The 19,991-nt window shown below is 65.5% G+C and carries 24 protein-coding genes and 1 tRNA gene; 16 read left to right on the top strand and 9 right to left on the bottom strand.

What is annotated here, in order from left to right:
• The 3 genes from B4L36_RS07630 to B4L36_RS07620 form a co-directional block, all read right to left on the bottom strand.
• Window positions 1-639, bottom strand: a 639-nt coding sequence (locus B4L36_RS07630) for a hypothetical protein (protein ID WP_292954756.1), incomplete at its 3' end; no start/stop codon positions are given.
• Between the two features lie 45 nt (window positions 640-684).
• Window positions 685-942 (bottom strand): hypothetical protein, encoded by a 258-nt coding sequence (locus B4L36_RS07625; RefSeq protein ID WP_292954754.1) that lies wholly within the window; start codon window positions 940-942, stop codon window positions 685-687.
• 272 nt (window positions 943-1,214) lie between these two features.
• Window positions 1,215-1,290, bottom strand: a tRNA-Lys gene (locus B4L36_RS07620).
• Between the two features lie 96 nt (window positions 1,291-1,386).
• On the opposite strand from B4L36_RS07620, the gene dapF reads away from it, so the two are divergent.
• From dapF to dxs, 6 genes are all read left to right on the top strand, one after another.
• Window positions 1,387-2,217: a diaminopimelate epimerase gene (gene dapF, locus B4L36_RS07615; RefSeq protein ID WP_292954752.1), complete on the top strand. Its 831-nt coding sequence runs from the start codon at window positions 1,387-1,389 to the stop codon at window positions 2,215-2,217.
• A complete protein-coding gene (gene mtaB / locus B4L36_RS07610; protein ID WP_292954750.1) occupies window positions 2,214-3,467 on the top strand; it encodes a tRNA (N(6)-L-threonylcarbamoyladenosine(37)-C(2))-methylthiotransferase MtaB in 1,254 nt (417 codons plus the stop codon). Before dapF ends, mtaB begins: the two co-directional genes overlap by 4 nt.
• A gap of 129 nt (window positions 3,468-3,596) precedes the next feature.
• The gene (locus tag B4L36_RS07605) at window positions 3,597-4,517 is read left to right on the top strand and encodes a histone deacetylase family protein (RefSeq protein ID WP_292954747.1); all 921 of its coding nucleotides are present in this window, start codon (window positions 3,597-3,599) and stop codon (window positions 4,515-4,517) included.
• The gene (locus tag B4L36_RS07600) at window positions 4,514-4,750 is read left to right on the top strand and encodes an exodeoxyribonuclease VII small subunit (RefSeq protein WP_292954744.1); all 237 of its coding nucleotides are present in this window, start codon (window positions 4,514-4,516) and stop codon (window positions 4,748-4,750) included. The genes B4L36_RS07605 and B4L36_RS07600 overlap by 4 nt, the downstream gene beginning before the upstream one ends.
• On the top strand, window positions 4,750-5,613 hold the full coding sequence (locus tag B4L36_RS07595) for a polyprenyl synthetase family protein (protein WP_292954741.1): 864 nt from the start codon (window positions 4,750-4,752) through the stop codon (window positions 5,611-5,613). Before B4L36_RS07600 ends, B4L36_RS07595 begins: the two co-directional genes overlap by 1 nt.
• Window positions 5,614-5,637: 24 nt before the next feature.
• Window positions 5,638-7,554, top strand: coding sequence for a 1-deoxy-D-xylulose-5-phosphate synthase (gene dxs / locus B4L36_RS07590; protein WP_292954738.1), 1,917 nt, complete (start codon window positions 5,638-5,640; stop codon window positions 7,552-7,554).
• Between the two features lie 15 nt (window positions 7,555-7,569).
• On the opposite strand, the gene fliP is transcribed toward dxs, so the two are convergent.
• Genes fliP through fliF form a run of 4 tightly spaced genes read right to left on the bottom strand, consistent with a single transcriptional unit; the run spans window position 7,570 to window position 10,695 of the window.
• Window positions 7,570-8,295 (bottom strand): flagellar type III secretion system pore protein FliP, encoded by a 726-nt coding sequence (gene fliP / locus B4L36_RS07585; protein WP_292954735.1) that lies wholly within the window; start codon window positions 8,293-8,295, stop codon window positions 7,570-7,572.
• A gap of 5 nt (window positions 8,296-8,300) precedes the next feature.
• The gene (locus tag B4L36_RS07580; RefSeq protein ID WP_292954732.1) at window positions 8,301-8,558 is read right to left on the bottom strand and encodes a FliM/FliN family flagellar motor C-terminal domain-containing protein; all 258 of its coding nucleotides are present in this window, start codon (window positions 8,556-8,558) and stop codon (window positions 8,301-8,303) included.
• A complete protein-coding gene (locus tag B4L36_RS07575) occupies window positions 8,546-9,121 on the bottom strand; it encodes a hypothetical protein (RefSeq protein ID WP_292954729.1) in 576 nt (191 codons plus the stop codon). Before B4L36_RS07575 ends, B4L36_RS07580 begins: the two co-directional genes overlap by 13 nt.
• A complete protein-coding gene (gene fliF, locus B4L36_RS07570) occupies window positions 9,118-10,695 on the bottom strand; it encodes a flagellar basal-body MS-ring/collar protein FliF (RefSeq protein ID WP_292954726.1) in 1,578 nt (525 codons plus the stop codon). Before fliF ends, B4L36_RS07575 begins: the two co-directional genes overlap by 4 nt.
• A 186-nt stretch (window positions 10,696-10,881) precedes the next feature.
• On the opposite strand from fliF, the gene B4L36_RS07565 reads away from it, so the two are divergent.
• Genes B4L36_RS07565 through B4L36_RS07525 form a run of 9 tightly spaced genes read left to right on the top strand, consistent with a single transcriptional unit; the run spans window position 10,882 to window position 17,604 of the window.
• Window positions 10,882-11,286, top strand: coding sequence for a flagellar basal body-associated FliL family protein (locus tag B4L36_RS07565; RefSeq protein ID WP_292954723.1), 405 nt, complete (start codon window positions 10,882-10,884; stop codon window positions 11,284-11,286).
• On the top strand, window positions 11,283-11,639 hold the full coding sequence (locus B4L36_RS07560; RefSeq protein WP_292954720.1) for a hypothetical protein: 357 nt from the start codon (window positions 11,283-11,285) through the stop codon (window positions 11,637-11,639). Before B4L36_RS07565 ends, B4L36_RS07560 begins: the two co-directional genes overlap by 4 nt.
• The gene (locus tag B4L36_RS07555; protein WP_292954717.1) at window positions 11,632-12,174 is read left to right on the top strand and encodes a MotE family protein; all 543 of its coding nucleotides are present in this window, start codon (window positions 11,632-11,634) and stop codon (window positions 12,172-12,174) included. Before B4L36_RS07560 ends, B4L36_RS07555 begins: the two co-directional genes overlap by 8 nt.
• An 11-nt stretch (window positions 12,175-12,185) precedes the next feature.
• Window positions 12,186-13,052 (top strand): flagellar motor stator protein MotA, encoded by an 867-nt coding sequence (motA, locus tag B4L36_RS07550; protein WP_292954714.1) that lies wholly within the window; start codon window positions 12,186-12,188, stop codon window positions 13,050-13,052.
• A complete protein-coding gene (locus B4L36_RS07545) occupies window positions 13,052-13,330 on the top strand; it encodes a hypothetical protein (RefSeq protein ID WP_292954711.1) in 279 nt (92 codons plus the stop codon). The genes motA and B4L36_RS07545 overlap by 1 nt, the downstream gene beginning before the upstream one ends.
• Window positions 13,327-15,426 (top strand): flagellar biosynthesis protein FlhA, encoded by a 2,100-nt coding sequence (locus B4L36_RS07540; protein WP_292954708.1) that lies wholly within the window; start codon window positions 13,327-13,329, stop codon window positions 15,424-15,426. Before B4L36_RS07545 ends, B4L36_RS07540 begins: the two co-directional genes overlap by 4 nt.
• A complete protein-coding gene (locus B4L36_RS07535; protein ID WP_292954705.1) occupies window positions 15,423-16,181 on the top strand; it encodes a flagellar biosynthetic protein FliR in 759 nt (252 codons plus the stop codon). The genes B4L36_RS07540 and B4L36_RS07535 overlap by 4 nt, the downstream gene beginning before the upstream one ends.
• On the top strand, window positions 16,178-17,239 hold the full coding sequence (flhB, locus tag B4L36_RS07530; protein WP_292954702.1) for a flagellar type III secretion system protein FlhB: 1,062 nt from the start codon (window positions 16,178-16,180) through the stop codon (window positions 17,237-17,239). The genes B4L36_RS07535 and flhB overlap by 4 nt, the downstream gene beginning before the upstream one ends.
• On the top strand, window positions 17,233-17,604 hold the full coding sequence (locus B4L36_RS07525) for a hypothetical protein (RefSeq protein WP_292954699.1): 372 nt from the start codon (window positions 17,233-17,235) through the stop codon (window positions 17,602-17,604). Before flhB ends, B4L36_RS07525 begins: the two co-directional genes overlap by 7 nt.
• A gap of 33 nt (window positions 17,605-17,637) precedes the next feature.
• On the opposite strand, the gene B4L36_RS07520 is transcribed toward B4L36_RS07525, so the two are convergent.
• Both B4L36_RS07520 and leuD read right to left on the bottom strand, forming a co-directional pair.
• A complete protein-coding gene (locus tag B4L36_RS07520; protein WP_292954696.1) occupies window positions 17,638-18,708 on the bottom strand; it encodes an endonuclease/exonuclease/phosphatase family protein in 1,071 nt (356 codons plus the stop codon).
• Window positions 18,708-19,313 (bottom strand): 3-isopropylmalate dehydratase small subunit, encoded by a 606-nt coding sequence (leuD, locus tag B4L36_RS07515; RefSeq protein WP_292954693.1) that lies wholly within the window; start codon window positions 19,311-19,313, stop codon window positions 18,708-18,710. Before leuD ends, B4L36_RS07520 begins: the two co-directional genes overlap by 1 nt.
• An 81-nt stretch (window positions 19,314-19,394) precedes the next feature.
• On the opposite strand from leuD, the gene B4L36_RS07510 reads away from it, so the two are divergent.
• Entirely contained in the window at window positions 19,395-19,982 is a 588-nt protein-coding gene (locus B4L36_RS07510; RefSeq protein WP_292954690.1) for a hypothetical protein, read from the top strand.
• The last annotated feature ends 9 nt before the right edge of the window (window positions 19,983-19,991 follow it).

Genomic DNA, 19,991 nt, shown 5'->3' with positions numbered 1-19,991 from the left:
GTCCGAGGTGCCCGTTGCCGTGCCCTCGCTGTTGGTCCAGATATCCTGCGTCGTGATCACGCCGACGCGGCCGGTCGTGTCCAGCGTGTTGCCGGTCTGCCCGGCGATGGCCACGCCGTCCAGCAGCCAGACGGTTTCGCGCGCGGGCGCCGGGTTGCCGCTGGCATCGCCCGCCGTCCGCGTGAGGATGCTGCCCTCGGTCGTGCCACCGGCGATCGTCGGGGCGGCGATGACCGCAGGGGCGGCGAGGGCCGCGCCGCCGGCAGGAAGATCGACCTCGATTGTCGTGCCATCGACCCGCGTCAGGATCAGGCGCCCACTGACGACGCTTGCCGATGCCAGTGTTTTTTCCTGCGTCGTATCGGCCTTTCCGGCCGCGATAGCGGCAGCTTGCCTTGCGACGACATCGACATTGGCGGATGACGCTCCATTGCCGATGGGCAGGCCGGAAATGACATTCACGCGCCCGAGGAAATTTCCCGCCGTTGCCAGCCGCACCTCGACGGCGGCCTGGACCACGATCCGTTCAAACGGCTGCAGCTCGACTGCCTCATTCTGCGATGGCGGTATGGCCGAACTGACCAACACCGGGTTGGCGCCCTGGTTTTGCAGGATATCTCCCGGCACAAGGGCCAGCATGGGCGACCATGCCTTTCCGATAGATACTGATGGCATGCACTGCTCCTATGCTTTTGATGTTGTGGCAGGGATGCCTGATGCGACAGACAGCGTGCTGGCCCAGCTCCCTGTTGTCGCGATGCGAACGATGACCTCTGCTTCGCACTTGAACTGTTCGTCCCGGCGCAGGGCCAGTGCGTCATCGGGATCGGGCGGTTCCGACGCACAGACCAGGATCGTGTTCAATCCCCGGTTCCGCACGATATCGCCCGCTGTCAGCGTGATGGCGTCGGACCAGACAGAAGATGCTTGATAATCAGCCACGGACGGGCCCCCTAAAACTGACGATGTTCCGTGAGTTTTCGGAGGGGTTGCCCGGCATCCGGACCCGCCCTGGCTTTTGTCGGGGGCCTACCCGGCAGTCTTTCCCGCTGTCATCCGGACCCCGGAGGGGTTGCCCATTGGCCCTAAATAGCCACAGCAGCAGACATTGCGCCAGAGAAAACACTTCGCCCCGTCCGACATCGGACGCCGTCGGATCGTCGGACGGACGAAAACGACAAGACCAAATAAGTTTATATATATCAGATGTTTAGTGGTGAGCCCGACAGGATTCGAACCTGTGACCCACTGATTAAAAGTCAGTTGCTCTACCAACTGAGCTACGGGCCCAACACGGGGGGCTTACTAGGGGCGGGCATCCGGGGCGTCAAGCGGAAAAGCCGTCGCCTCTGGCGTAAATTTTGCCGGTATCCTATATGGCCCGGCATGAGCAACCTATCCGCCTCCGGTCTGGCTTTCCTGAAGATGCACGGGCTGGGCAACGATTTCGTGGTGATCGATCTGCGCGCGGGCGGCCAGCCGCCGGCGCCGGAGATAATCGCGCGCATCGCAGACCGCCACCGCGGCGTGGGGTTCGACCAGCTTGCGGTGATCGAGGCGGATCCCGAGGCGGATCTGCGGCTGCGGTTCTGGAACGCCGATGGCACCTCCAGCGCCGCCTGCGGCAACGCCACCCGCTGCATCGCGCGGTTCGTCATGGACCAGACCGGGCGGGACCGGCTGAGCCTGCGAACCGATCACGCCGTCCTGCTGGCCGAGGATGCGGGGGCCGGGCTGACTCGGGTGAACATGGGGCAGCCGGTGCTGGACTGGCGTGCCATTCCGCTGGCCCGCGAGGTCGATATCGACCATCTGCCGATCGAGGGCGATCCGGTGGCCACGGGCATGGGCAACCCGCATCTGACCTTCTTCGTCGCGGAGGCGGCAGCGGTTGATCTGGACCGGTTCGGCCCGGACATGGAGCATCACCCGCTGTATCCCGAACGCACCAATGTCGAGGTGGTGCAGGTTCTGTCGCCCGACGAAATCCTGCTGCGGATCTGGGAACGCGGCACCGGGGCGACGCTGGCCTCGGGGTCGTGTTCCTGCGCGGCTGCCGTGGCTGCGGCGCGGCGCGGGCTGACCGGGCGGCGCGTGACGGTGACCGTGCCGGGCGGGGTGCTGATGATCGACTGGCGCGAGGATGGCGTCTGGATGGAAGGTCCGACGGCGCATGTCTTTTCCGGAATGCTGACGCCCGAATGGCTGGCGCAATGACTGCGCCGATCTTCTCGACCCTCGGCTGCCGGCTGAATGCCTACGAAACCGAGGCGATGCGCGAAATGGCCGAGGCCGCGGGCCTGCCCCATGCCGTCGTGATCAATACCTGTGCGGTCACCGCCGAGGCGGTGCGCAAGGCGCGGCAGGAAATCCGGCGGCTGTCGCGCGAAAATCCCGGCGCCCCGGTGATCGTGACCGGCTGCGCCGCGCAGACCGAGCCCGAGACCTTTGCCGCCATGCCCGAAGTCGCCAGGGTCATCGGCAATCACGAGAAGATGCAGCCCGAAACCTGGGCCGGGCTGCGCGCCCCCGATCTGATAGGCCGGACCGAAAAGGTGCGCGTGGATGACATCATGTCGGTGCGCGAAACGGCCGGCCACCTGATCGACGGTTTCGGGCGGCACAGGGCCTATGTGCAGGTGCAGAACGGCTGCGATCACCGCTGCACCTTCTGCATCATTCCCTATGGTCGCGGCAATTCGCGCTCGGTCCCGGCGGGGGTGGTGGTCGAGCAGATCAAGCGGCTGGTCGGCCGGGGCTTCAACGAGGTGGTGCTGACCGGGGTCGATCTGACCTCGTGGGGCGGGGATCTGCCCGGCGCGCCGCGTCTGGGCGATCTGGTGATGCGGATCCTGCGGCTGGTGCCGGACCTGCCGCGCCTGCGGATATCCTCGATCGATTCGATCGAGGCGGACGAGAACCTGATGCTGGCCATCGCGACCGAGCCGCGGCTGATGCCGCACCTGCACCTGTCGCTGCAGGCGGGCGACGACATGATCCTGAAGCGGATGAAGCGCCGCCACCTGCGCGATGACGCGATCCGGTTCTGCCAGGAGGCGCGGCGGCTGCGGCCCGGCATGGTCTTTGGCGCCGACATCATCGCGGGCTTCCCGACCGAGACCGAGGCGATGTTCGAAAACTCGTTGCGCCTGGTCGAGGAATGCGGCCTGACCTTCCTGCACGTCTTTCCCTATTCGGCGCGCAAGGGCACACCCGCGGCGCGGATGCCCGCGGTGAAGGGCCCGGTGATCCGCGACCGCGCGGCCCGGCTGCGCGCGGTGGGCGAGGCGGCCCTGCTGCGGCATCTGGAGGCCGAGACGGGACAGATGCGTCGCGTGCTGACCGAAGGCCCCCGCCTGGGCCGGACCGAGGGATTCGCCGAGGTGGCCTTTACCGCGGACCAGCCCGAGGGGGCCTTGCTGGATGCGCGGATCACCGGCCATGACGGGCAGCGGCTGGTGGCCTGACGGGCGCCTTGGGGCAACCGCCGGGGCGCTGCCCCGGACCCCGAGGTATTTGGAAAGAGTGCAAGCGGATCGCCGGCTTGAAGCTTTCGGCGGGTGGGCCTAGCGTGGCGCGGTGATCGAGGAGGTGCCATGACGACCGCGCTCTATTTCCATCCGGCCGCCGGGGACCATGTCACCCCGCCCGGCCATCCCGAGCGGGCGGCGCGGACCCGAGCGGTCATGGCCGCGCTGGAGGAGCTGGATCTGGACCGCCGCGAGGCACCTGAGGCCGATCCCGCCGATCTTCTTCGCTGTCATCCCCAGACCTACCTGGACCGGATCGAGGCCGCCCTGCCCGCCGAGGGGTTTCGGATGCTGGACGCCGACACGCAATTGTCACCCGGCAGCCTGGGCGCTGCCTTGCGTGCCGCTGGTGGCGCCTGCGCGGCGGTCGATGCGGTGCTGGCCGATGACGTAAGCCATGCCTTCGTGGCGATGCGCCCGCCCGGACACCATGCCGAGCGTGAGACGCCGATGGGCTTCTGCCTGTTCGGGAATGTGGCCATTGCTGCCAGGCGGGCGCTGGATCACCACGGTTTGCAGCGTGTCGCGGTTCTGGATTTCGACGTGCACCACGGCAACGGCACGCAGGATCTGCTATGGGACGAGCCGCGCGCCTTTTTTGCGACCAGCCAGCAGATGCCATTGTGGCCGGGCAGCGGGGCCGCCTCGGAACGCGGCGCGCATGGGCAGATCATGAACGTGCCTCTGCCGCCCGGCTCTGGCGGCGAGATCGCCCGTCCTGCCTGGGATTCGATCCTGGTCCGCGCGCTGGAGTTCGCCCCGCAACTGGTCATCGTCTCGGCCGGGTTCGATGCCCATCGCGACGATCCTCTGGCCGGGCTGGTCTGGGACGAGAGCGATTTTACCGCGATCACGCGCGCGATCTGCAAGATGGCCGCGACCGCCGGCGCCCCGGTGGTATCCTGCCTGGAAGGTGGCTATGATCTGGCGGCTTTGGCGCGTTCGGTTCGCGCCCATGTCGAGGTGCTGATGGAGGCCGCAGGATGAGCGAGATCGAGACGCTGAGCTTCGAGGAGGCGATGCGCGAACTGGAGGCCACCGTCGGCAAGCTGGAGACGGGTGAGGCCTCGCTGGAGGAATCGATCGCGCTGTATGAACGCGGGGCGAGCCTGCGCGCGCATTGCGAAAAGCGTCTGCGCGAGGCCGAGGAACGGGTCGAGAAGATCACTCTGTCCGCCAGTGGCCAGCCCGGTGGCACGGAACCCGTCGAGGGCATGTGATGCTGTCCAGACTGGACGAGGTCAAGGCGCAGGTTCAGACCGCGCTGGATGCCGCGCTGGCCGATCTGCCCGCCGGCGAATTGCGCGACGCGATGGCCTATGCGACCGTGGGCGGCAAGCGGATCCGCGCCTTTCTGGTCATGGAATCGGCGCGGCTGCACGGCGTCGGTGACGAGGCCGCGCTGCCGGTCGCGGCGGCGGTCGAAGCGCTGCACGCCTATTCGCTGGTCCATGACGACCTGCCCGCGATGGATGATGACGACCTGCGCCGGGGGATGCCCACCTGCCATGTGCAATGGTCCGAGGCGACGGCGATCCTTGCAGGCGACGCCTTGCAGGCGCTGGCTTTCGGCCTGCTGGGCGCTGACCGTATCGGGAATGGCGATGCCCGGCTGCGGCTGATCGCGGGGCTGGCCGATGCGGCCGGCGCGCGCGGCATGGTCTGGGGACAGGCCCTGGACATCGCTGCCGAAAGCGCCGTCCAGCCGCTGGATCTGAAGGCGATCAAGCGGTTGCAGCGGGCCAAGACCGGTGCCTTGATCCGGTTTTCGGCCTGCGCCGGACCGCTGATCGCGGCCGAGGACACGACCGCGCTGGACGATTATGCCGGCGCCCTCGGGCTGGCCTTCCAGATCGTCGATGACATTCTCGATGTGACGGGTGACGAGGATGTGACCGGCAAGCGGGTTGGCAAGGATCAGGCGGCGGGAAAAGCCACCTTCCCGTCGCTGCTGGGCCTGCAGGGCGCCAGGGATGAGGCCCGCCGCTATGTCCTGAAGGCCGAGGCCGCGCTGGAACCCTATGGCGAGGCGGCCGGAAACTTGCGCGACCTGGCGCGTTTCGTTATCGAGCGCGATACCTGAAGCCGCCCGCCCGGAGGGCCCGCCATGACCGACAGACCGCTGACGCCGATCCTTGACCGTGTCGTTTCGCCCGCCGACATGAAGACCCTGTCGGATCGCGAGTTGAGGCAACTGGCTGATGAATTGCGGTCCGAAACGATCAGCGCCGTCAGCGTGACCGGCGGGCATCTGGGCGCGGGTCTGGGCGTCGTCGAACTGACGGTGGCGCTTCACGCCGTCTTCGACAGCCCGCGCGACAAGATCATCTGGGATGTGGGGCATCAATGCTATCCCCACAAGATCCTGACCGGGCGGCGCGACCGGATCCGCACCCTGCGCATGGGCGGCGGGCTTGCGGGTTTCACCAAGCGTGCCGAAAGCCCCCATGATCCCTTCGGGGCTGGCCATTCCTCGACCTCGATCTCGGCCGCCCTGGGCTTTGCCGTGGCGCGGGATCTGGGCGGTGATCCGGGCGATGCGGTCGCCGTGATCGGCGATGGCGCGATGAGCGCGGGAATGGCCTATGAGGCACTGAACAATGCCGGCCACCTGGGCAAGCGACTGTTCGTCATCCTCAACGACAACGAGATGTCGATCGCGCCTCCGGTCGGCGCGATGTCATCCTATCTGACGCGGCTCTATACCGGAGGGCCGTTCCAGGAACTGAAGGCCGCCGCCAAGGGCGCGGTCGGCCTGCTGCCCGGCCCGATGCAGGAAGGCGCCCGCCGGGCCAAGGAAATGCTGAAGGGGATGGCCGTCGGCGGCACCTTGTTCGAGGAACTGGGCTTTTCCTACATCGGCCCTGTCGATGGCCACGATATCGATCAGTTGCTGCCTCTGCTGCGGACCGTTCGGTCACGGGCGACGGGGCCGGTCCTGATCCATGCCGTCACCAGGAAGGGCAAGGGCTATGGGCCCGCCGAAAATGCGGCCGATCGCGGCCACGCGACGGCGAAATTCGATCTGGTCACCGGGCAGCAGGCCAAGGCGAAGGCCAATGCGCCCAGCTATACGTCAGTCTTCGCCGGGGCCCTGATCGACGAGGCCGCACGCGACGAGAAGATCGTCGGCATCACCGCCGCGATGCCGGACGGCACCGGGCTGAAGCAATTCGCCGAGCGGTTTCCCCGCCGCAGCTTTGATGTGGGCATTGCGGAACAGCACGCCGTGACCTTTGCGGCCGGGCTGGCCGCAGGCGGGATGAAACCCTTCTGCGCGATCTATTCGACCTTTCTTCAGCGCGGCTATGACCAGGTCGTGCACGATGTCGCGGTTCAGAAGCTGCCGGTGCGGTTTGCCATCGACCGCGCCGGCCTGGTCGGGCAGGACGGGCCCACCCATGCCGGGGCCTATGACATCGCATTCCTCGCGAACCTGCCCGGCATGGTGGTCATGGCCGCCGCTGACGAGGCGGAACTGGTTCATATGGTCGCCACCGCGGCCGCCCATGACAGCGGCCCGATTGCCCTTCGCTTTCCGCGCGGCGAGGGCACCGGCGTCGATCTGCCGGCTCGGGGTAAGATTCTACCCATCGGCAAGGGCCGGATCATCGCCGAGGGCAAGGGCGTCGCGATCCTGTCCTTCGGCACGCGCCTTTCACAGGCGATGGAGGCACGCGAATCCCTGACCTCGCGGGGTATCACGCCAACCGTCGCGGATGCCCGCTTCGCCAAGCCGCTGGACCGGGATCTGATCCTGTCGCTGGCCCGGAACCACGAGGCTTTGATCACGCTGGAAGAAGGCGCGATCGGCGGGTTCGCCAGCCACGTGGCGCAGTTGCTGGCCGAGGAAGGCGTCTTTGACAGCGGGCTGAAGTTCCGCTCGATGGTTCTGCCGGACCGGTTCGTCGATCACGACGCGCCCAGGGCGATGTATGACAGTTCTGCCCTGAACGCGCCCCATATCGAGGCGAAGGTTCTGGAAGTGCTGGGCATCAGCCGGCTGGCCGATCGCCGCGCCTGATCCGGCGCGACACCCTCACTGATAGCTGCGCACCAGCGCCCCGGCGATCATCGTCCAGCCGTCCACGACGACGAAGAAGGCCAGCTTGAAAGGCAGCGAGACCACGACCGGCGGCACCATCATCATCCCCATCGCCATCAGTACTGCCGAAACGACCAGGTCGATGATCAGGAAGGGCAGCGCGATCAGGAAGCCGATCTCGAAAGCGCGCTGAATCTCGGACAGCATGAAGGCCGGGATCAGGACAGACAGACGTTCGGCCGGATCGCCGCCGGCCGGGGCTATCTCGGCCAGTCCGCGCAGCGTGTCGGGATCCGTGCGCGCGGACATGAAACCCTGGAAGGGAACGACGCCGCGCTGGATCGCCTCGGCGATGCCGATGCTGCCGTCCTGCAACGGTGCACCCGCCACCTGCCAGGCCTCGCGCAGGACCGGATCCATGATGAACCAGGTCAGAAAGATCGCGAGACTGACGATCAGCATGTTGGGGGGCGATTGCTGCAAGCCGATCGCCTGGCGCAGGATCGACAGAACCGTGACGATGAACGGGAAGGCGGTCACCATGATGGCGATGGCCGGCGCCAGCGACAGCGCCGTCAATGCGACCACCACCAGCACTGCGTTCTGGCCAAGCCCGCCCGCCAGCTGATCCAGTCCCGGCGCATCCTGTGCGAGGGCTGCGACCGGCAGCAATGCCGCGATCGTCGCCATCGCGACAAGGCTGGCGCGGTGGCGGATCATGCCCGTCACTCGGCTTCGGCCGCGCCAAGGATGCGGACGCACAGCCGGTCCTCCGGGGTTCCGTCCCCGGTCAACTCGCCGCGGGCGATGACCTTGTCGCCGACGCAGATCTCGACGCCATCCTCGACCGTCTGATCCAGCGTCAGCACATCCTGGGGCTGCAAGGCTGAAAGCTGCGCGACGGTCAGTCGGGTTTTTCCCAGCCTGATCGTGACTTCAAGCGCGATGTTGTCCGTGTCGATCAGATGTTTCAGTGCGTCCATGCCGCGTCCTCCCCCTTGATTTCGGCGATCAGTTCACGAATTTCGTTGGCCATGCGGTCGGCTGAAAAGTCGATCCTGCCGCCGCTGAGCGACAGGCTGATGCGGTCGCTGTCCGATGCGACCAGTTCGATCTCGTCAAGACCGGCCTCGGCAAGGCAATGTTCGACCATTCCGCGCATCGCGGGGCTGCACGATATGCTGGCACGCAGCGCCGACCCCTCGCGCGACAGGCGCATCAATTGCTCGGTCAGCGCCGCCTCGAGCCGGGGCGATTCCGAAGCCGGGACCAGGCAGTCCAGGATCTGTTCAAGGACCGGCGCCAGCGAAGAGAGCGCCTCTTGCCGCAGAGCCGCGCGCCGATCTTCATCGTCGCCAAGCGCCTTCGCCAAGCGTTCGAGCCCGGCCGAGAGACTGTTCATGTCTTCGCGCTGCGCGCGGGCCAGTCCTTCGGTGACACCGTCGGCGAAGGCCTGATCCAGACTGGCCCTGTCATAGGTGACGCGGGCGCCCTGTTCGGCCATGGCCGATGTGAAGGATTCCAGTTTGAACATGGCGATGCTCAATGGGCTTTCTCCTTGTTGTCGATCCAACCAGACAGGATCTTGACACTTTCATCGTGGCGTTCGCGCATCATGCCGCGCAGGCGTGCAACAGGATCGGCCGAAGGCAGGGCCAGGGGCTCGGCCCGCGGCGGCAATTCCGGCATCAGCTGCGGCTCGCTGACCAAGGGTTCGTCTTCGGGTTCGATCACGCCGTTCAGCCCGCCCGACAGCGGCAAGCTGTCGTCAAGCCCAGGCTCTTGCGCGGCCGGACCGGCGCGCGAGCGCAGCACCGGCCGCAGCACCGCGAAAATCACCGCCAGCGCGAAAAGCCCGATCAGCGCGATCCGTGCCAGGCCGTTCAGTTCCAGCCGATCCAGAAAATCCGGCTTGGCCAGCGTGCCTTCGGACCCGATCGTGGCGAAGGGCAGCGATTTGACGGTGATCTGGTCACCACGGCTTTCGTCATAGCCCGATGCCGAGGCGACAAGCTGGCGCAGGGTGTCCAGTTCGGCATCGGGCCGCGACACCAGACGAGTCTGGCCATCGGCGTCCGTTTCCGGCACGCCGTTGACCAGCACAGCGATGGTCATGCGCCGCGTGTCGCCGGGTCTGCGCGAGACTTCACGCGTGACGCGGCTGACCTCGTAATTGGCCTGCTGGCGGTTTTCCGAACGCTGCGATTGCTCACTGTCGCCCTGGCCATTCTGACCGTCCGGCAGGTTCGAGGCGGCCGTCACGGCTCCCGACCCGGTGGAGTTGCTTTGATCCGATGTCTCTTCGGTGACCTGAGAGATAAGCGCCCGCTGTTCGGGATCGAATCGCTGCTCGGTCATCACCTCGGATTCGCTGATCAGATCCAGATTCAGCTCGACGATGGCGTTGCCGATGCCGACGCGCGGTTCCAGGATGCGCTCGACATTGCGCTTCATCTCGGCGGCCCGGTCTGCGCCGGGCTCATCTTCTCCGGCGACGACGATGCCGCGCTTGGCGTCGATGACGGTGACCGAATCCGGCTTCATCTCGGGCACGGCCGAAGAAATCAGGAATTTCAGCGCCGCCGCCTGTTCGCGTGTGATGGCCTGGCCGTTGGTTGACAACGTGACCGAAGCGCTGCCGGTCGCGTCGCGGCGATAGCCCCGCCCGGTTTCGACCGCCAGGTGCACCCGCGCTGTCTTGACGTTCGGCAAGGCAAGAATCGTGCGTGCCAGTTCACCTTCCTTGGCCCGCCAATAGGCGGCATCGAACATCTGCGACGTGGTTCCGAATCCGGACATGCCGTCCAGCAGTTCATATCCGGCCGTGCCCTGCGCGGGCAGGCCCTGGGCGGCCAGTTCCATCCGCAGGCGGTCGCGGGCCGATGTGTCGACCCAGATCGAATCGCCGCGCACCTCATAGGTGACGCCTGCGCGTTCGATACCCGCCACGACTTCGCCGGCCTGTGCCGAATCGAGGCCGCCATAGATCATTGACATGCCCGGACGGCTTGCCATCCAGCCGAAACCCGCGATGACCAGAAACGTCGCAAGAAACGCCGCCGCGAGAATGATTTTCTGTTGTGAGCTTCGCTCGTTCCAATAGTCCTGCAGTTTTTGCAAAACCGGCCCTTTCGAATCAGCGTCCCGTTTTTCGTCAACGCCTTGATGACATGGCGGCTATTAAGAATTGGTTAGTCGCGAGGTGCTAATTCCGTCTTGTCACGACGGAGAATCACCATGACCGACGCAACCATCGATCCACCGGCAAAGCCTTCTGGAAAGAAGGGCGTTCTGCTGGCCGGGCTGATGAGCCTGCCGCTGGGTGGTCTGGGATTCGCCTCGACCTATCTTGAACTCTGGTCGCCTGGTGACCTGTTTTCCGGCGCCGCTGCCCGCGACGAGGCCGGCCTGCCCCCGGTCGTCTTCGTGGACGTGCCCGTGATCGAGCTGAACCTTCCCGGCAGGCCGCAACGTTCGCTGGTTCTTGCGGCCACGATCGAAACCGATGCTGAAAACGCCGCCGCGGTCACGCATCTGATGCCGCGCGTTCAGGACGCGTTCACCAGCTTTCTCTCGGGCGTAGATCGGGACGCCTATGACAAGCGCGGCGTGCTTGAAATCATCCGCGGAGAATTGGTGACCCGCACCCGCTATGTTCTGGGCGAGCAGCCCGTGAAGGATCTCTTGATTACGGAGTTTCGCATCAAATGAGCGTCGAACAAATGTTTCAGGCCGCGTTGGTGGCGGCTTCCGTGGGGCTTGCGGTGTTCTGTATCGTGCTGGCGCGCAGGTTGCGTCGTCTGAATGATCTGGAAACCGGGCTTGGAGGCGCGATTGCGGTCATGGCGGCCGAGGTCGACCGACTAGAGCGCGCAATCCGGCAGGCGCGCGACGAGGCGACCACCGCCAGCGAGGCGCTGTCGCGCGACATCGACAATGCACGGAAGGAACGCGCCTTGTGGGATCTGCGTCAACGCATCGGTGCCGCCGCCCAGCCACCCGCACAGATGTCCGCACCCGCCCTTCGCCGGTTGCGCAAGCGCGCAGAGGTGGCCGATGCGTAGATCGCTGCTTTCGTTCCTGGCCTTGACCTTTGCCGTGCCCGCCGGGCTGGCCATCTGGCAGATGCAGGATTTCTCGCGCTATTTCGCGGCCTTCGCCGAGCCCAGCGATCTTTTGCAGGGATGCAATGATGTGCCCGAAGCGGTCGCCCTGGCCGAAGAACTGCGCGACCGCGCGTTGCGGATCGAACGCTACATGGAAACGATCGACCGCAAGAAGGCCGAAGTCGCCGAGGCCGAGTCGGCGCTGCGCAAGCGCCTGGCCGAGCTGAAATCACAGAAGGGCGGGATGCGAAGCCGTCAGGACCAGTCCACCGCGGCGGTGCGAAGCGACATAGAGAAGCTCGTGGCCCTGTATGATCAGATGAAACCCGCCGAGGCCGCGGCCGTCCTGACCAATCTGCCGGCCGATTTCGCGGCCGAAATCCTGCTTCGTGTCCGCCCCGAAACCGGTGCCCGCATCATCGCTGCCGTCGAGCCGCGGCAGGCGGCGCTGCTGACGGCACAAATGGGCGCGCGCAGCGTCCGGAAAAACTAGGAGATTTCGCAATGTTCGGCTTTCTGGGCATTTTCCTGACGATGGCCATGGTTTTTGGAGGCTATACCCTTGCCGGCGGCAAGATGGGCGTCATCACCGAAGCCTTGCCATTCGAAATGATGATGATCATGGGGGCGGCGATCGGATCCTATCTGCTGTCCAATGACAGCCACGTGCTGAAGGGAACCGCCGGGGGCCTTGTGCGTGCGTTCAAGGGTCCGCGCTGGACCGAAGCCGATCATCAGGATGTGCTGTGCCTGATGTTTCAATTGCTGAAGATCGCCCGCGAGAACCCGGTGGCTCTGGAGGCCCATATCGAATCGCCCGACGAGTCGCCGATCTTCAATGCCTATCCGCGTCTCAAGGCCAATCACGACATCGTTTCGCTGATCGCCGATACGCTGCGTTCGGCCAGCCTGAACTACGATGACCCCTACCAGGTCGAGGAAATGCTCTCGCGCCGTATCGCCATCCTGCGCGAGGAGGAAATGCACGTCCCCCATGCGCTGCAGACGGTTGCCGATGCACTGCCTGCCCTGGGAATCGTGGCCGCGGTTCTGGGCGTGATCAAGACGATGAGCGCCATCGACCAGCCACCCGAGGTGCTGGGAAAGATGATCGGCGGCGCGCTGGTCGGAACCTTCCTGGGCGTGTTTCTTGCCTATGGTTTCGTGGCGCCGCTGGCCAACCGCCTTGGTGGGGTGATCAAGCAGGATCTGGGCTTTTTCGATGTCGTCAAGTCGGTTCTGGTCGCCGGTCTGCACCAGCACGCCACCAACCTTTGCGTCGAGGTGGGGCGACAGGCGGTGCCCGAGCATGTGCGACCCAGTTTCGATACGCTTGAGACGGCACTGCGCGATCTGAAGAAGGCAGCGTGATGTTCTCGTTGGTACTCATCGCACTGAGCGCATCGACGGCAGCGGCGGATCTGCCTTTGCTGCCCGAGGCCAAGGCTTTCGCCGAAGAGGCGTCGGCCTGGCTGCTCGAGGGCGAGGATCTGCCCTACGACTATCGCGTCCGGCTGATGCGGATGGCGCCCCAATCGCGACTTCAGGCGCTGGTTTTCCTGCGCCGCGCGGGGCTTTTGACCGGTGATGAATGGTCGCTTCAGGATGTCTTGCGCCCGGCGCCGGCGATGCCAGGAGAAGGCGAATGAAATCGGTTGGCGCGATCGCATCGCGAAAGGGCAAATCCATCGATGCCTCGATGATGGTGACGAGCGGCCTTGTGCTGATCGTCATCTCGCTGGTCATTCCGTTGCCGCCGGGGCTGCTGGATCTGGGGATCGCGCTGTCGATCGCGACCGCGACGCTGGTCCTGGTCATGGCGTCGCTGGTCGACAAGCCGACGGATTTTCAGGCCTTTCCGGTCCTGCTGCTGGTCAGCCTGGTCATCCGCCTGTCGCTGAACGTGTCGTCGACCCGGCTGATCCTGACGCAGGGCCATACCGGACCCGATGCGGCCGGTCAGGTCATCAACGGCTTTGCGGCCTTCGTGGCCGGCGGTTCGCTTCTGGTGGGTCTGACGGTGTTCTCGGTGATCTCGGTGGTGAATTTCATGGTCATCACCAAGGGTTCGGGGCGCATGGCCGAGGTTGCGGCGCGGTTTGCACTTGATTCGCTGCCCGGCAAGCAATTGGCCATCGACGGGGATCTCAATGCCGGCGCGATCGATCATCAGGAAGCAAAGCGCCGACGTATCCAGGAACAGCGCGAGATCAGCTTTTTCGGCTCGCTTGACGGTGCGTCCAAATTCGTCAAGGGCGATGCGATCGCGGGTATCGTGATTACGCTGATCAACCTTCTGATCGGCCTGACCGTCGGGATCGTCGTCCACGGCATGCCCGTCGGCCAAGCGATGTCCACCTATTCGCATCTGACGATCGGCGACGGTCTGGTCAGCCAGATTCCCGCCCTTATCACCTCGATGGCTGCGGCCCTGCTGCTGTCGCGAGGCGGGGCGACGGATACCACGGCCGAACTTCTGTCGCGGCAACTTACGCGCGGCTGGCAACCCGCGGCGGTCGTGGCGGCGGCGATGCTGCTGATGTCCTTCGTCCCCGGCATGCCACGACTGCTGTTTCTTGCCCTGACGGGCGCGATGTCGTTCGCGGCCTGGCAGATCGCGCGCCGCCAGCGCGCCGCCGAAGAAGCCCTGCCGGATGCTGAGGCGAAATCTGAAAACCCGCGGCCGGCCGCACGGATCGGCGATGTTCTGGACACCGACGAGATCAGTGTCGAGATCGGATCCGACCTGGTGATGACCGCGCTGGATCAGGCGCGGGGCCTGGGCAGCCGCATTGCCAACCTGCGCATCCATATCGCCCGCACCTTCGGACTGATCCTGCCCGACGTGCGCATTACCGATACCGACGAACTGGCGCCGGGTGACTATCAGATCCGCATTCACGGGGTCATCCGCGGTCGTGGCACGCTGCGCGCGGGCGAGGTTCTGGCGCTTGGCCCCGATCCGGTTCTGGCCGGTCTGAACGGAGCCTCGGTGCGAGAGCCGGTCTATTCCAGTCCGGCCCGCTGGATCGCCCGCGACGATCAGGACGACGCAGCAACCTTGGGTGCCACGGTCGTGACGCCGATGGAGGTTCTGTCCACCCACTTGATGGAGGTGGTCAAGTCAAACCTGGCCGCCTTGATGACGTTGAGCGCGATGCAGAGGCAGATCGAAGAACTGAAATCGCTTTCCGATCCGACGCGTGCCGAACGCAACCGCCGACACCTGGATGGAATCATGCCCGAGAAGGTCACGCCCGAGACGCTGCTGGCGATCCTCAGGGCGTTGCTGGAGGAACGCATCTCGATCCGCAACCTGCCGCTGATCGTCGATGCGATCTGCGAATTCCGCAATCTCGATCAGATCGAAGCCATCTACGAACTGGTCCGCAAGCGGCTGCGCGGCCAGATCAGCCAGCAATATTCCGATCAAGGCGGCCGGATCGCGGCGCTGCAACTGCACCCCGCCTGGGAGGCCGAATTCTCTCGCGCGGATGCCGAGACCGGCCGGAACGGCGGCGGCGCGATGACGCCCGCTTTGTCACAGAAGCTTCTGGAGCGGACCCGGCGCGCGCTTGCGACGTCGGATCCCGCAGCGCGCACGATCATCGTGGCCCCTGACCACCGGCGTCGGATGGTGCGCGCGGTATTGGGATCGAATGGGGTCGCGACGCCCGTCCTGGGCCTGGAAGAGATCGATCCGGGCGTCGATCTGCAGGTGGTCGGCACCATCGAGGCCGCATGAACTGGGATCAGCTTTCGCAATGGGTTCCCGGCCTCGACTGGCGGCTCGTACTGGTCTATCTGCGCGTGCAGGCCTGCGTTCTTGCCCTGCCGGGGCTGGGCGAACGGGTCATTCCGGCCCGCGTCAAGGTCGGCCTCGCCATGGCGGTGTCGCCGCTGCTGGCCGGGGCTGTCGCACCTGCCGGTGTGCCCGACAATACTGCGACCGCGATGGCCCAGGCAGCCGGAGAGGTTGTCATCGGTGCCGCGACGGGGTTGCTGTTGCGGTTGCTGGCGCTGGCGCTGGATGTTGCGACCTCGGCGATCGCGGCGACCGCATCCTTGTCGCAGATCATCGGCGTTCAGAATGAGGCCGCGCCTCATCCGATCGGCAATCTGATGCATCTGGGCGGCGTGGCCATCCTGATGGCGCTCGGTCTGCCGGTCATGGTCGTGCAGTTGATGGCCGACTCGTTCGTGCTGTGGCCTCCGGCTTCGTGGCCCGAGATCGGCCGGCTGATGCCGGAAGCCGTCGCGATCCTGTCACGCAGTTTCGTGCTGGCAATGATGCTGGCCGCGCCCTTCACACTGGGCGGATTCATGTTTCAGGCATTGTCAGGCGTGATCAACAGGGTCATGCCAGCGTTGCCCGTGGTCTTCATCGGCTCTCCGGCCGCGGTCCTTCTGGCGCTGGCGGGGCTGGCCCTGCTGGCGCCGCTGCTTGTCGGTCTTTGGGCCGATGCCGTTCTGGGTTTCATGCTTCCGGGGCAGGGATGAGCGAGGACAAGGACGACAAGCAATACGATGCGTCCGAGCAGAAGCTGCGCAAGGCGCGCGAAAAGGGCGACATTCCGCGCTCGACCGAACTGAACGTGGCGGCGATGTATCTGGGCGCCTGGCTGGCCTTTGGCGTGGGCGCGGGATTCGCGGTCAATCAGTGGCTTTCGATGGCCAGCCGCGCGATGGGGGCCGAGGGCTGGCCGCTGAATTCCAGCTTTGCCCTTGCGACAAGCCTGGCTCAGTTTGCCGCGATTGGCCTGATCGGCCTGACGATGGTGCCGGCGCTGGCGATCATGGTGGCATTGATCGCGCAGCGCGGCCTGGTCTTTGCGCCGCAGAAACTGGCGCCCGACATCAATCGCATCAACCCGATCAAGTCGGCGGGTCAGAAATTCGGACCCTCAGGACTGGTGCAGTTCGGCATTTCGCTGGGCAAATCCGTTCTGGTCTGCATTGGCGGCTGGTTCCTTTTTGCGGATCTGCTGGACCGGATCGCCGCCAGCGCGATGGGCGGCGGACGCTGGGTCATCGATCTGGCCGAACTGCTGAGCCGCGTGCTGATGCTGGCGATCGGCGTCTCGGTCATCTTCGCCGGGTTCGACATGGCCTGGAAATGGCACGAACACCGCCAGAAGAACCGCATGACCCGCAAGGAAATGGAGGATGAGCACAAGGAATCCGAAGGCGACCCGCATCTGAAGGCGGCCCGCCGCCAGCGCGCCGTCGACATCGCGATGAAGCAGATGCTGGCCGATGTCGCCAGGGCCGACGTTGTGATCGTGAACCCGACCCATTATGCGGTCGCGCTGGAATGGAAACGCGGCAGCGGCCGGGCACCGGTCTGTCTGGCGAAGGGCGTGGACGATGTGGCGGCCCGGATCCGCGCCAAGGCCAGGGAAAAGGAGGTTCCGATCTGGTCCGACCCGCCCTGCGCGCGCGCGATCCATGCCACCGTCGAGATCGGCCATGAAATCCAGCGCGAGCAATTCGCCGCTGTCGCCGCCGCGATCCGTTTTGCCGAAAAGATGCGGGCAAAGGCGCGTGCGGGATGGTAACGCAAAACGACAGGCTTGCCGCACTGGAACGCATCGCGCGGATCAAGGCTGAACGCGAGCTGAAGAAGTTCGCGGCCTTTTCTCAGCGTATGGCCCATGCCCGGCAACGCGCCGATGCCCTCCGCGCGGCGCTGGATCAATGCTATCGCAGCACCGCGCCACTCGGCGTGGCAGAGGCCCGGATGGCCAATGCGCAGGCAGGGCGCAGTGCCCGCGAACTGACCCGCGCCGATCGGGAATTGGCTGACCTGGAGCCGCGATTCGAGGCTGCCAGGCAGGTCGCTGCGCGGGAATTCGGCCGTGCCGAGGTGTTGCTGAGCCTGTCGCGGTCACTTGCGGCGAAATCCCGGGGCCCGCGCTTCTGAACGGCGGCCATCCTTGCGCGCCCGGCGCGTGGCTTATCTTGTGGATGCCGCGGCAGGCAGTTCCAGATCGACCCAGACCAGACGATGATCCGATGCGGCCACGATGGACCTGGCCAGCGGATCATCGGGCGCCGGCCACAGGACGCCACTGGCGACGATCTTCAGCGATCGCGATGGCAACAGATAATCGACGCGCAGATTGCCCGGTCCGCTGTCCCTGAAAGAGGCAGTGTCCAGCGCGGGATCGCCCTTCTGGACGGCATTCGCGCCGGTCTGCGGGGGCTGCCAGGCGCCGCGCGGTTGCGGATCCTGCGTCGCTGCGATCAGTGCGTTCAGCGCGTCGGGCCGACCCTCGCCATCGACGGGATCGAGATTTGCGTTCCCGATCAGAACGAAGGGGGTTTCGGGCAGGCGGTCCAGCCAGAAGGCGGCTTCGTCGCGGTTGCGCCGGCCGTTGCGATCCTCGGGGCCGTCGAAGACCGGCGGCGTGGCCGACCAGGCCAGAAGATGCAGTGGCCCGGCCGGGGTCAGAAGCGGAATGTCCCAATGCGCGGTCGATGACAGGCGCTGGACCGCCGCCACCTCTGGTGCGGTTTCCGGCATCAGGTTGTCGGGAAGATCGCGCCACAAGGTGTCGCTGTAGTCCCGGACCTCGCCCAGCGGCAGCCGGGACAGCAGCGCCATGCCGTTCTGACCCGTGAACTGCCCCCAGCCCTGCGCATCATCGGGTTCGCCCAGCCTGCCATCCGCGTCCAGGTCCAGGCCGGTGGCCAGCCCGCTATTGGGTCGCGCGGCAAACACGTGGGGCAGATCCAGCCCGGCCTCGGCCAGCTTGGCGGCAAAGGCGCGGACGGACTGGCCGTCCAGGTCCCAGTCGATCCCCGTCAGCAGGATCGCATCGGGCGCCGCCGCAGCGATGACCTGCGCGGCGGCAAGAACCTGCGGATCGTTCTTGCGGATGTCGCGCAACAGAAGACCGGGCCCCTTGCGCGTCAGGCCGGGATCATAGGTGGCAATCCGGATCGTCTGCGCGGTCGCCGCGCATCCCCAAAGCAGCAGCGCGATCGCCAGCCCGCAGGCATGGCGGATGGCCGCACGCGGCATCAGACCCAAGGACGCGCCTGTTCCATCTGCGTCTCATAGCGGTCGATGGCAGTCGATTTCTCCATCGTCAGGCCGATATCGTCCAGGCCGTTCAGCAGGCAATGCTTGCGAAACGGATCGATCTCGAAGCGGAATTGCTGGCCGTCCGAGGTGCTGACGGTCTGGTTTTCAAGATCGACGGTCATGCGGGCATTTGCGCCTTTCGCGGCGTCGTCCATCAGCACCTCCACCGCATCCTGCGGCAAGGTGATGGGAAGGATGCCGTTCTTGAAGCAATTGTTGAAGAAGATGTCGGCAAAGCTGGTCGAAATCACGCAGCGGATGCCGAAATCCAGCAGTGCCCAGGGTGCATGTTCCCGCGACGAACCGCAGCCGAAATTGTCGCCAGCGACAAGGATCCGGGTCTCGCGGTAGGCGGGCTGGTTCAGGACGAAATCGGCGATCTCGTTGCCGTCGCGGTCATAGCGCATCTCGTCGAACAGGTTCACGCCAAGGCCGGATCGCTTGATCGTCTTCAGGAATTGCTTGGGGATGATCATGTCGGTGTCGATATTGACCAGCGGCATGGGCGCGCCGATGCCGGTCAGCGTTGTGAACTTGTCCATCGAAAACCTCGTCTTTTCGTGTCTGGCCAGTCGCGGAAAGCTGGCCTAGCTTGCCGGCGCCGAACAAGCCGGAGCGTCAGGGTGATTGGTAAAAGTCTGATCGATTGCATCGCCGGGCAGTGGTCGCCCGGCATAGGCGACCCGAATGCAACCGGATGGCTGACGGTGCTGGCCTATCTTCTGTGCTTCGGACTGGCCGTCGCCGTATGGCGCAGGCTGGGCGGACAGCGCGGACGCGCATTCTGGGGCCTGATCATGGTGCTGATGCTTTTTCTCGCGGTGAACAAGCAACTGGATCTGCAAAGCGCGCTGACGGCCTGGGGGCGATGCCTGGCCCGCGCGCAGGGCTGGTATGCCCAGCGGCGATTCGTGCAGGAGGCGTTCATCTTTGGCCTGCTGCTCCTTGCCGCGGCCGGGCTGATCGCCGGTCTGGTGGGCCTGCGGGGTCGATTGCGGCGACACGGCGTGGCTCTGGCCGGGCTGATCGTTCTTGCAGCCTTCGTGATGGTTCGCGCCGTCAGCTTTCATCACGTTGACCGCCTGATCGGTTTGAACCAGTTCGGCGTCAGCGGCAATTACCTGTTCGAGAATGCGGGCCTTGTGCTGATCGCGCTGAATGCCGTCGCCATCCTGCGACGCCCGCAATCGCCCGCGCCCCAGTGGTCGTGAGGCGACGCC

The organism is Paracoccus sp. UBA889 (assembly GCA_002294185.1).
In the GTDB taxonomy this organism is placed as follows: domain Bacteria; phylum Pseudomonadota; class Alphaproteobacteria; order Rhodobacterales; family Rhodobacteraceae; genus Paracoccus.
The sequence above is the reverse complement of the archived record's forward strand: the minus strand, read 5'-3'. Positions and strand labels throughout refer to the sequence as shown.

Coding starts and splice junctions, on each gene's coding strand:
- dapF (WP_292954752.1), top strand. CDS start 1,387: ATGAGCAACCTATCCGCCTCCGGTCTGGCTTTCCTGAAGATGCACGGG.
- mtaB (WP_292954750.1), top strand. CDS start 2,214: ATGACTGCGCCGATCTTCTCGACCCTCGGCTGCCGGCTGAATGCCTAC.
- B4L36_RS07605 (WP_292954747.1), top strand. CDS start 3,597: ATGACGACCGCGCTCTATTTCCATCCGGCCGCCGGGGACCATGTCACC.
- B4L36_RS07600 (WP_292954744.1), top strand. CDS start 4,514: ATGAGCGAGATCGAGACGCTGAGCTTCGAGGAGGCGATGCGCGAACTG.
- B4L36_RS07595 (WP_292954741.1), top strand. CDS start 4,750: ATGCTGTCCAGACTGGACGAGGTCAAGGCGCAGGTTCAGACCGCGCTG.
- dxs (WP_292954738.1), top strand. CDS start 5,638: ATGACCGACAGACCGCTGACGCCGATCCTTGACCGTGTCGTTTCGCCC.
- fliP (WP_292954735.1), bottom strand. CDS start 8,295: ATGATCCGCCACCGCGCCAGCCTTGTCGCGATGGCGACGATCGCGGCA.
- B4L36_RS07580 (WP_292954732.1), bottom strand. CDS start 8,558: ATGGACGCACTGAAACATCTGATCGACACGGACAACATCGCGCTTGAA.
- B4L36_RS07565 (WP_292954723.1), top strand. CDS start 10,882: ATGAGCCTGCCGCTGGGTGGTCTGGGATTCGCCTCGACCTATCTTGAA.
- B4L36_RS07560 (WP_292954720.1), top strand. CDS start 11,283: ATGAGCGTCGAACAAATGTTTCAGGCCGCGTTGGTGGCGGCTTCCGTG.
- B4L36_RS07555 (WP_292954717.1), top strand. CDS start 11,632: ATGCGTAGATCGCTGCTTTCGTTCCTGGCCTTGACCTTTGCCGTGCCC.
- motA (WP_292954714.1), top strand. CDS start 12,186: ATGTTCGGCTTTCTGGGCATTTTCCTGACGATGGCCATGGTTTTTGGA.
- B4L36_RS07545 (WP_292954711.1), top strand. CDS start 13,052: ATGTTCTCGTTGGTACTCATCGCACTGAGCGCATCGACGGCAGCGGCG.
- B4L36_RS07540 (WP_292954708.1), top strand. CDS start 13,327: ATGAAATCGGTTGGCGCGATCGCATCGCGAAAGGGCAAATCCATCGAT.
- B4L36_RS07535 (WP_292954705.1), top strand. CDS start 15,423: ATGAACTGGGATCAGCTTTCGCAATGGGTTCCCGGCCTCGACTGGCGG.
- flhB (WP_292954702.1), top strand. CDS start 16,178: ATGAGCGAGGACAAGGACGACAAGCAATACGATGCGTCCGAGCAGAAG.
- B4L36_RS07525 (WP_292954699.1), top strand. CDS start 17,233: ATGGTAACGCAAAACGACAGGCTTGCCGCACTGGAACGCATCGCGCGG.
- B4L36_RS07520 (WP_292954696.1), bottom strand. CDS start 18,708: ATGCCGCGTGCGGCCATCCGCCATGCCTGCGGGCTGGCGATCGCGCTG.
- leuD (WP_292954693.1), bottom strand. CDS start 19,313: ATGGACAAGTTCACAACGCTGACCGGCATCGGCGCGCCCATGCCGCTG.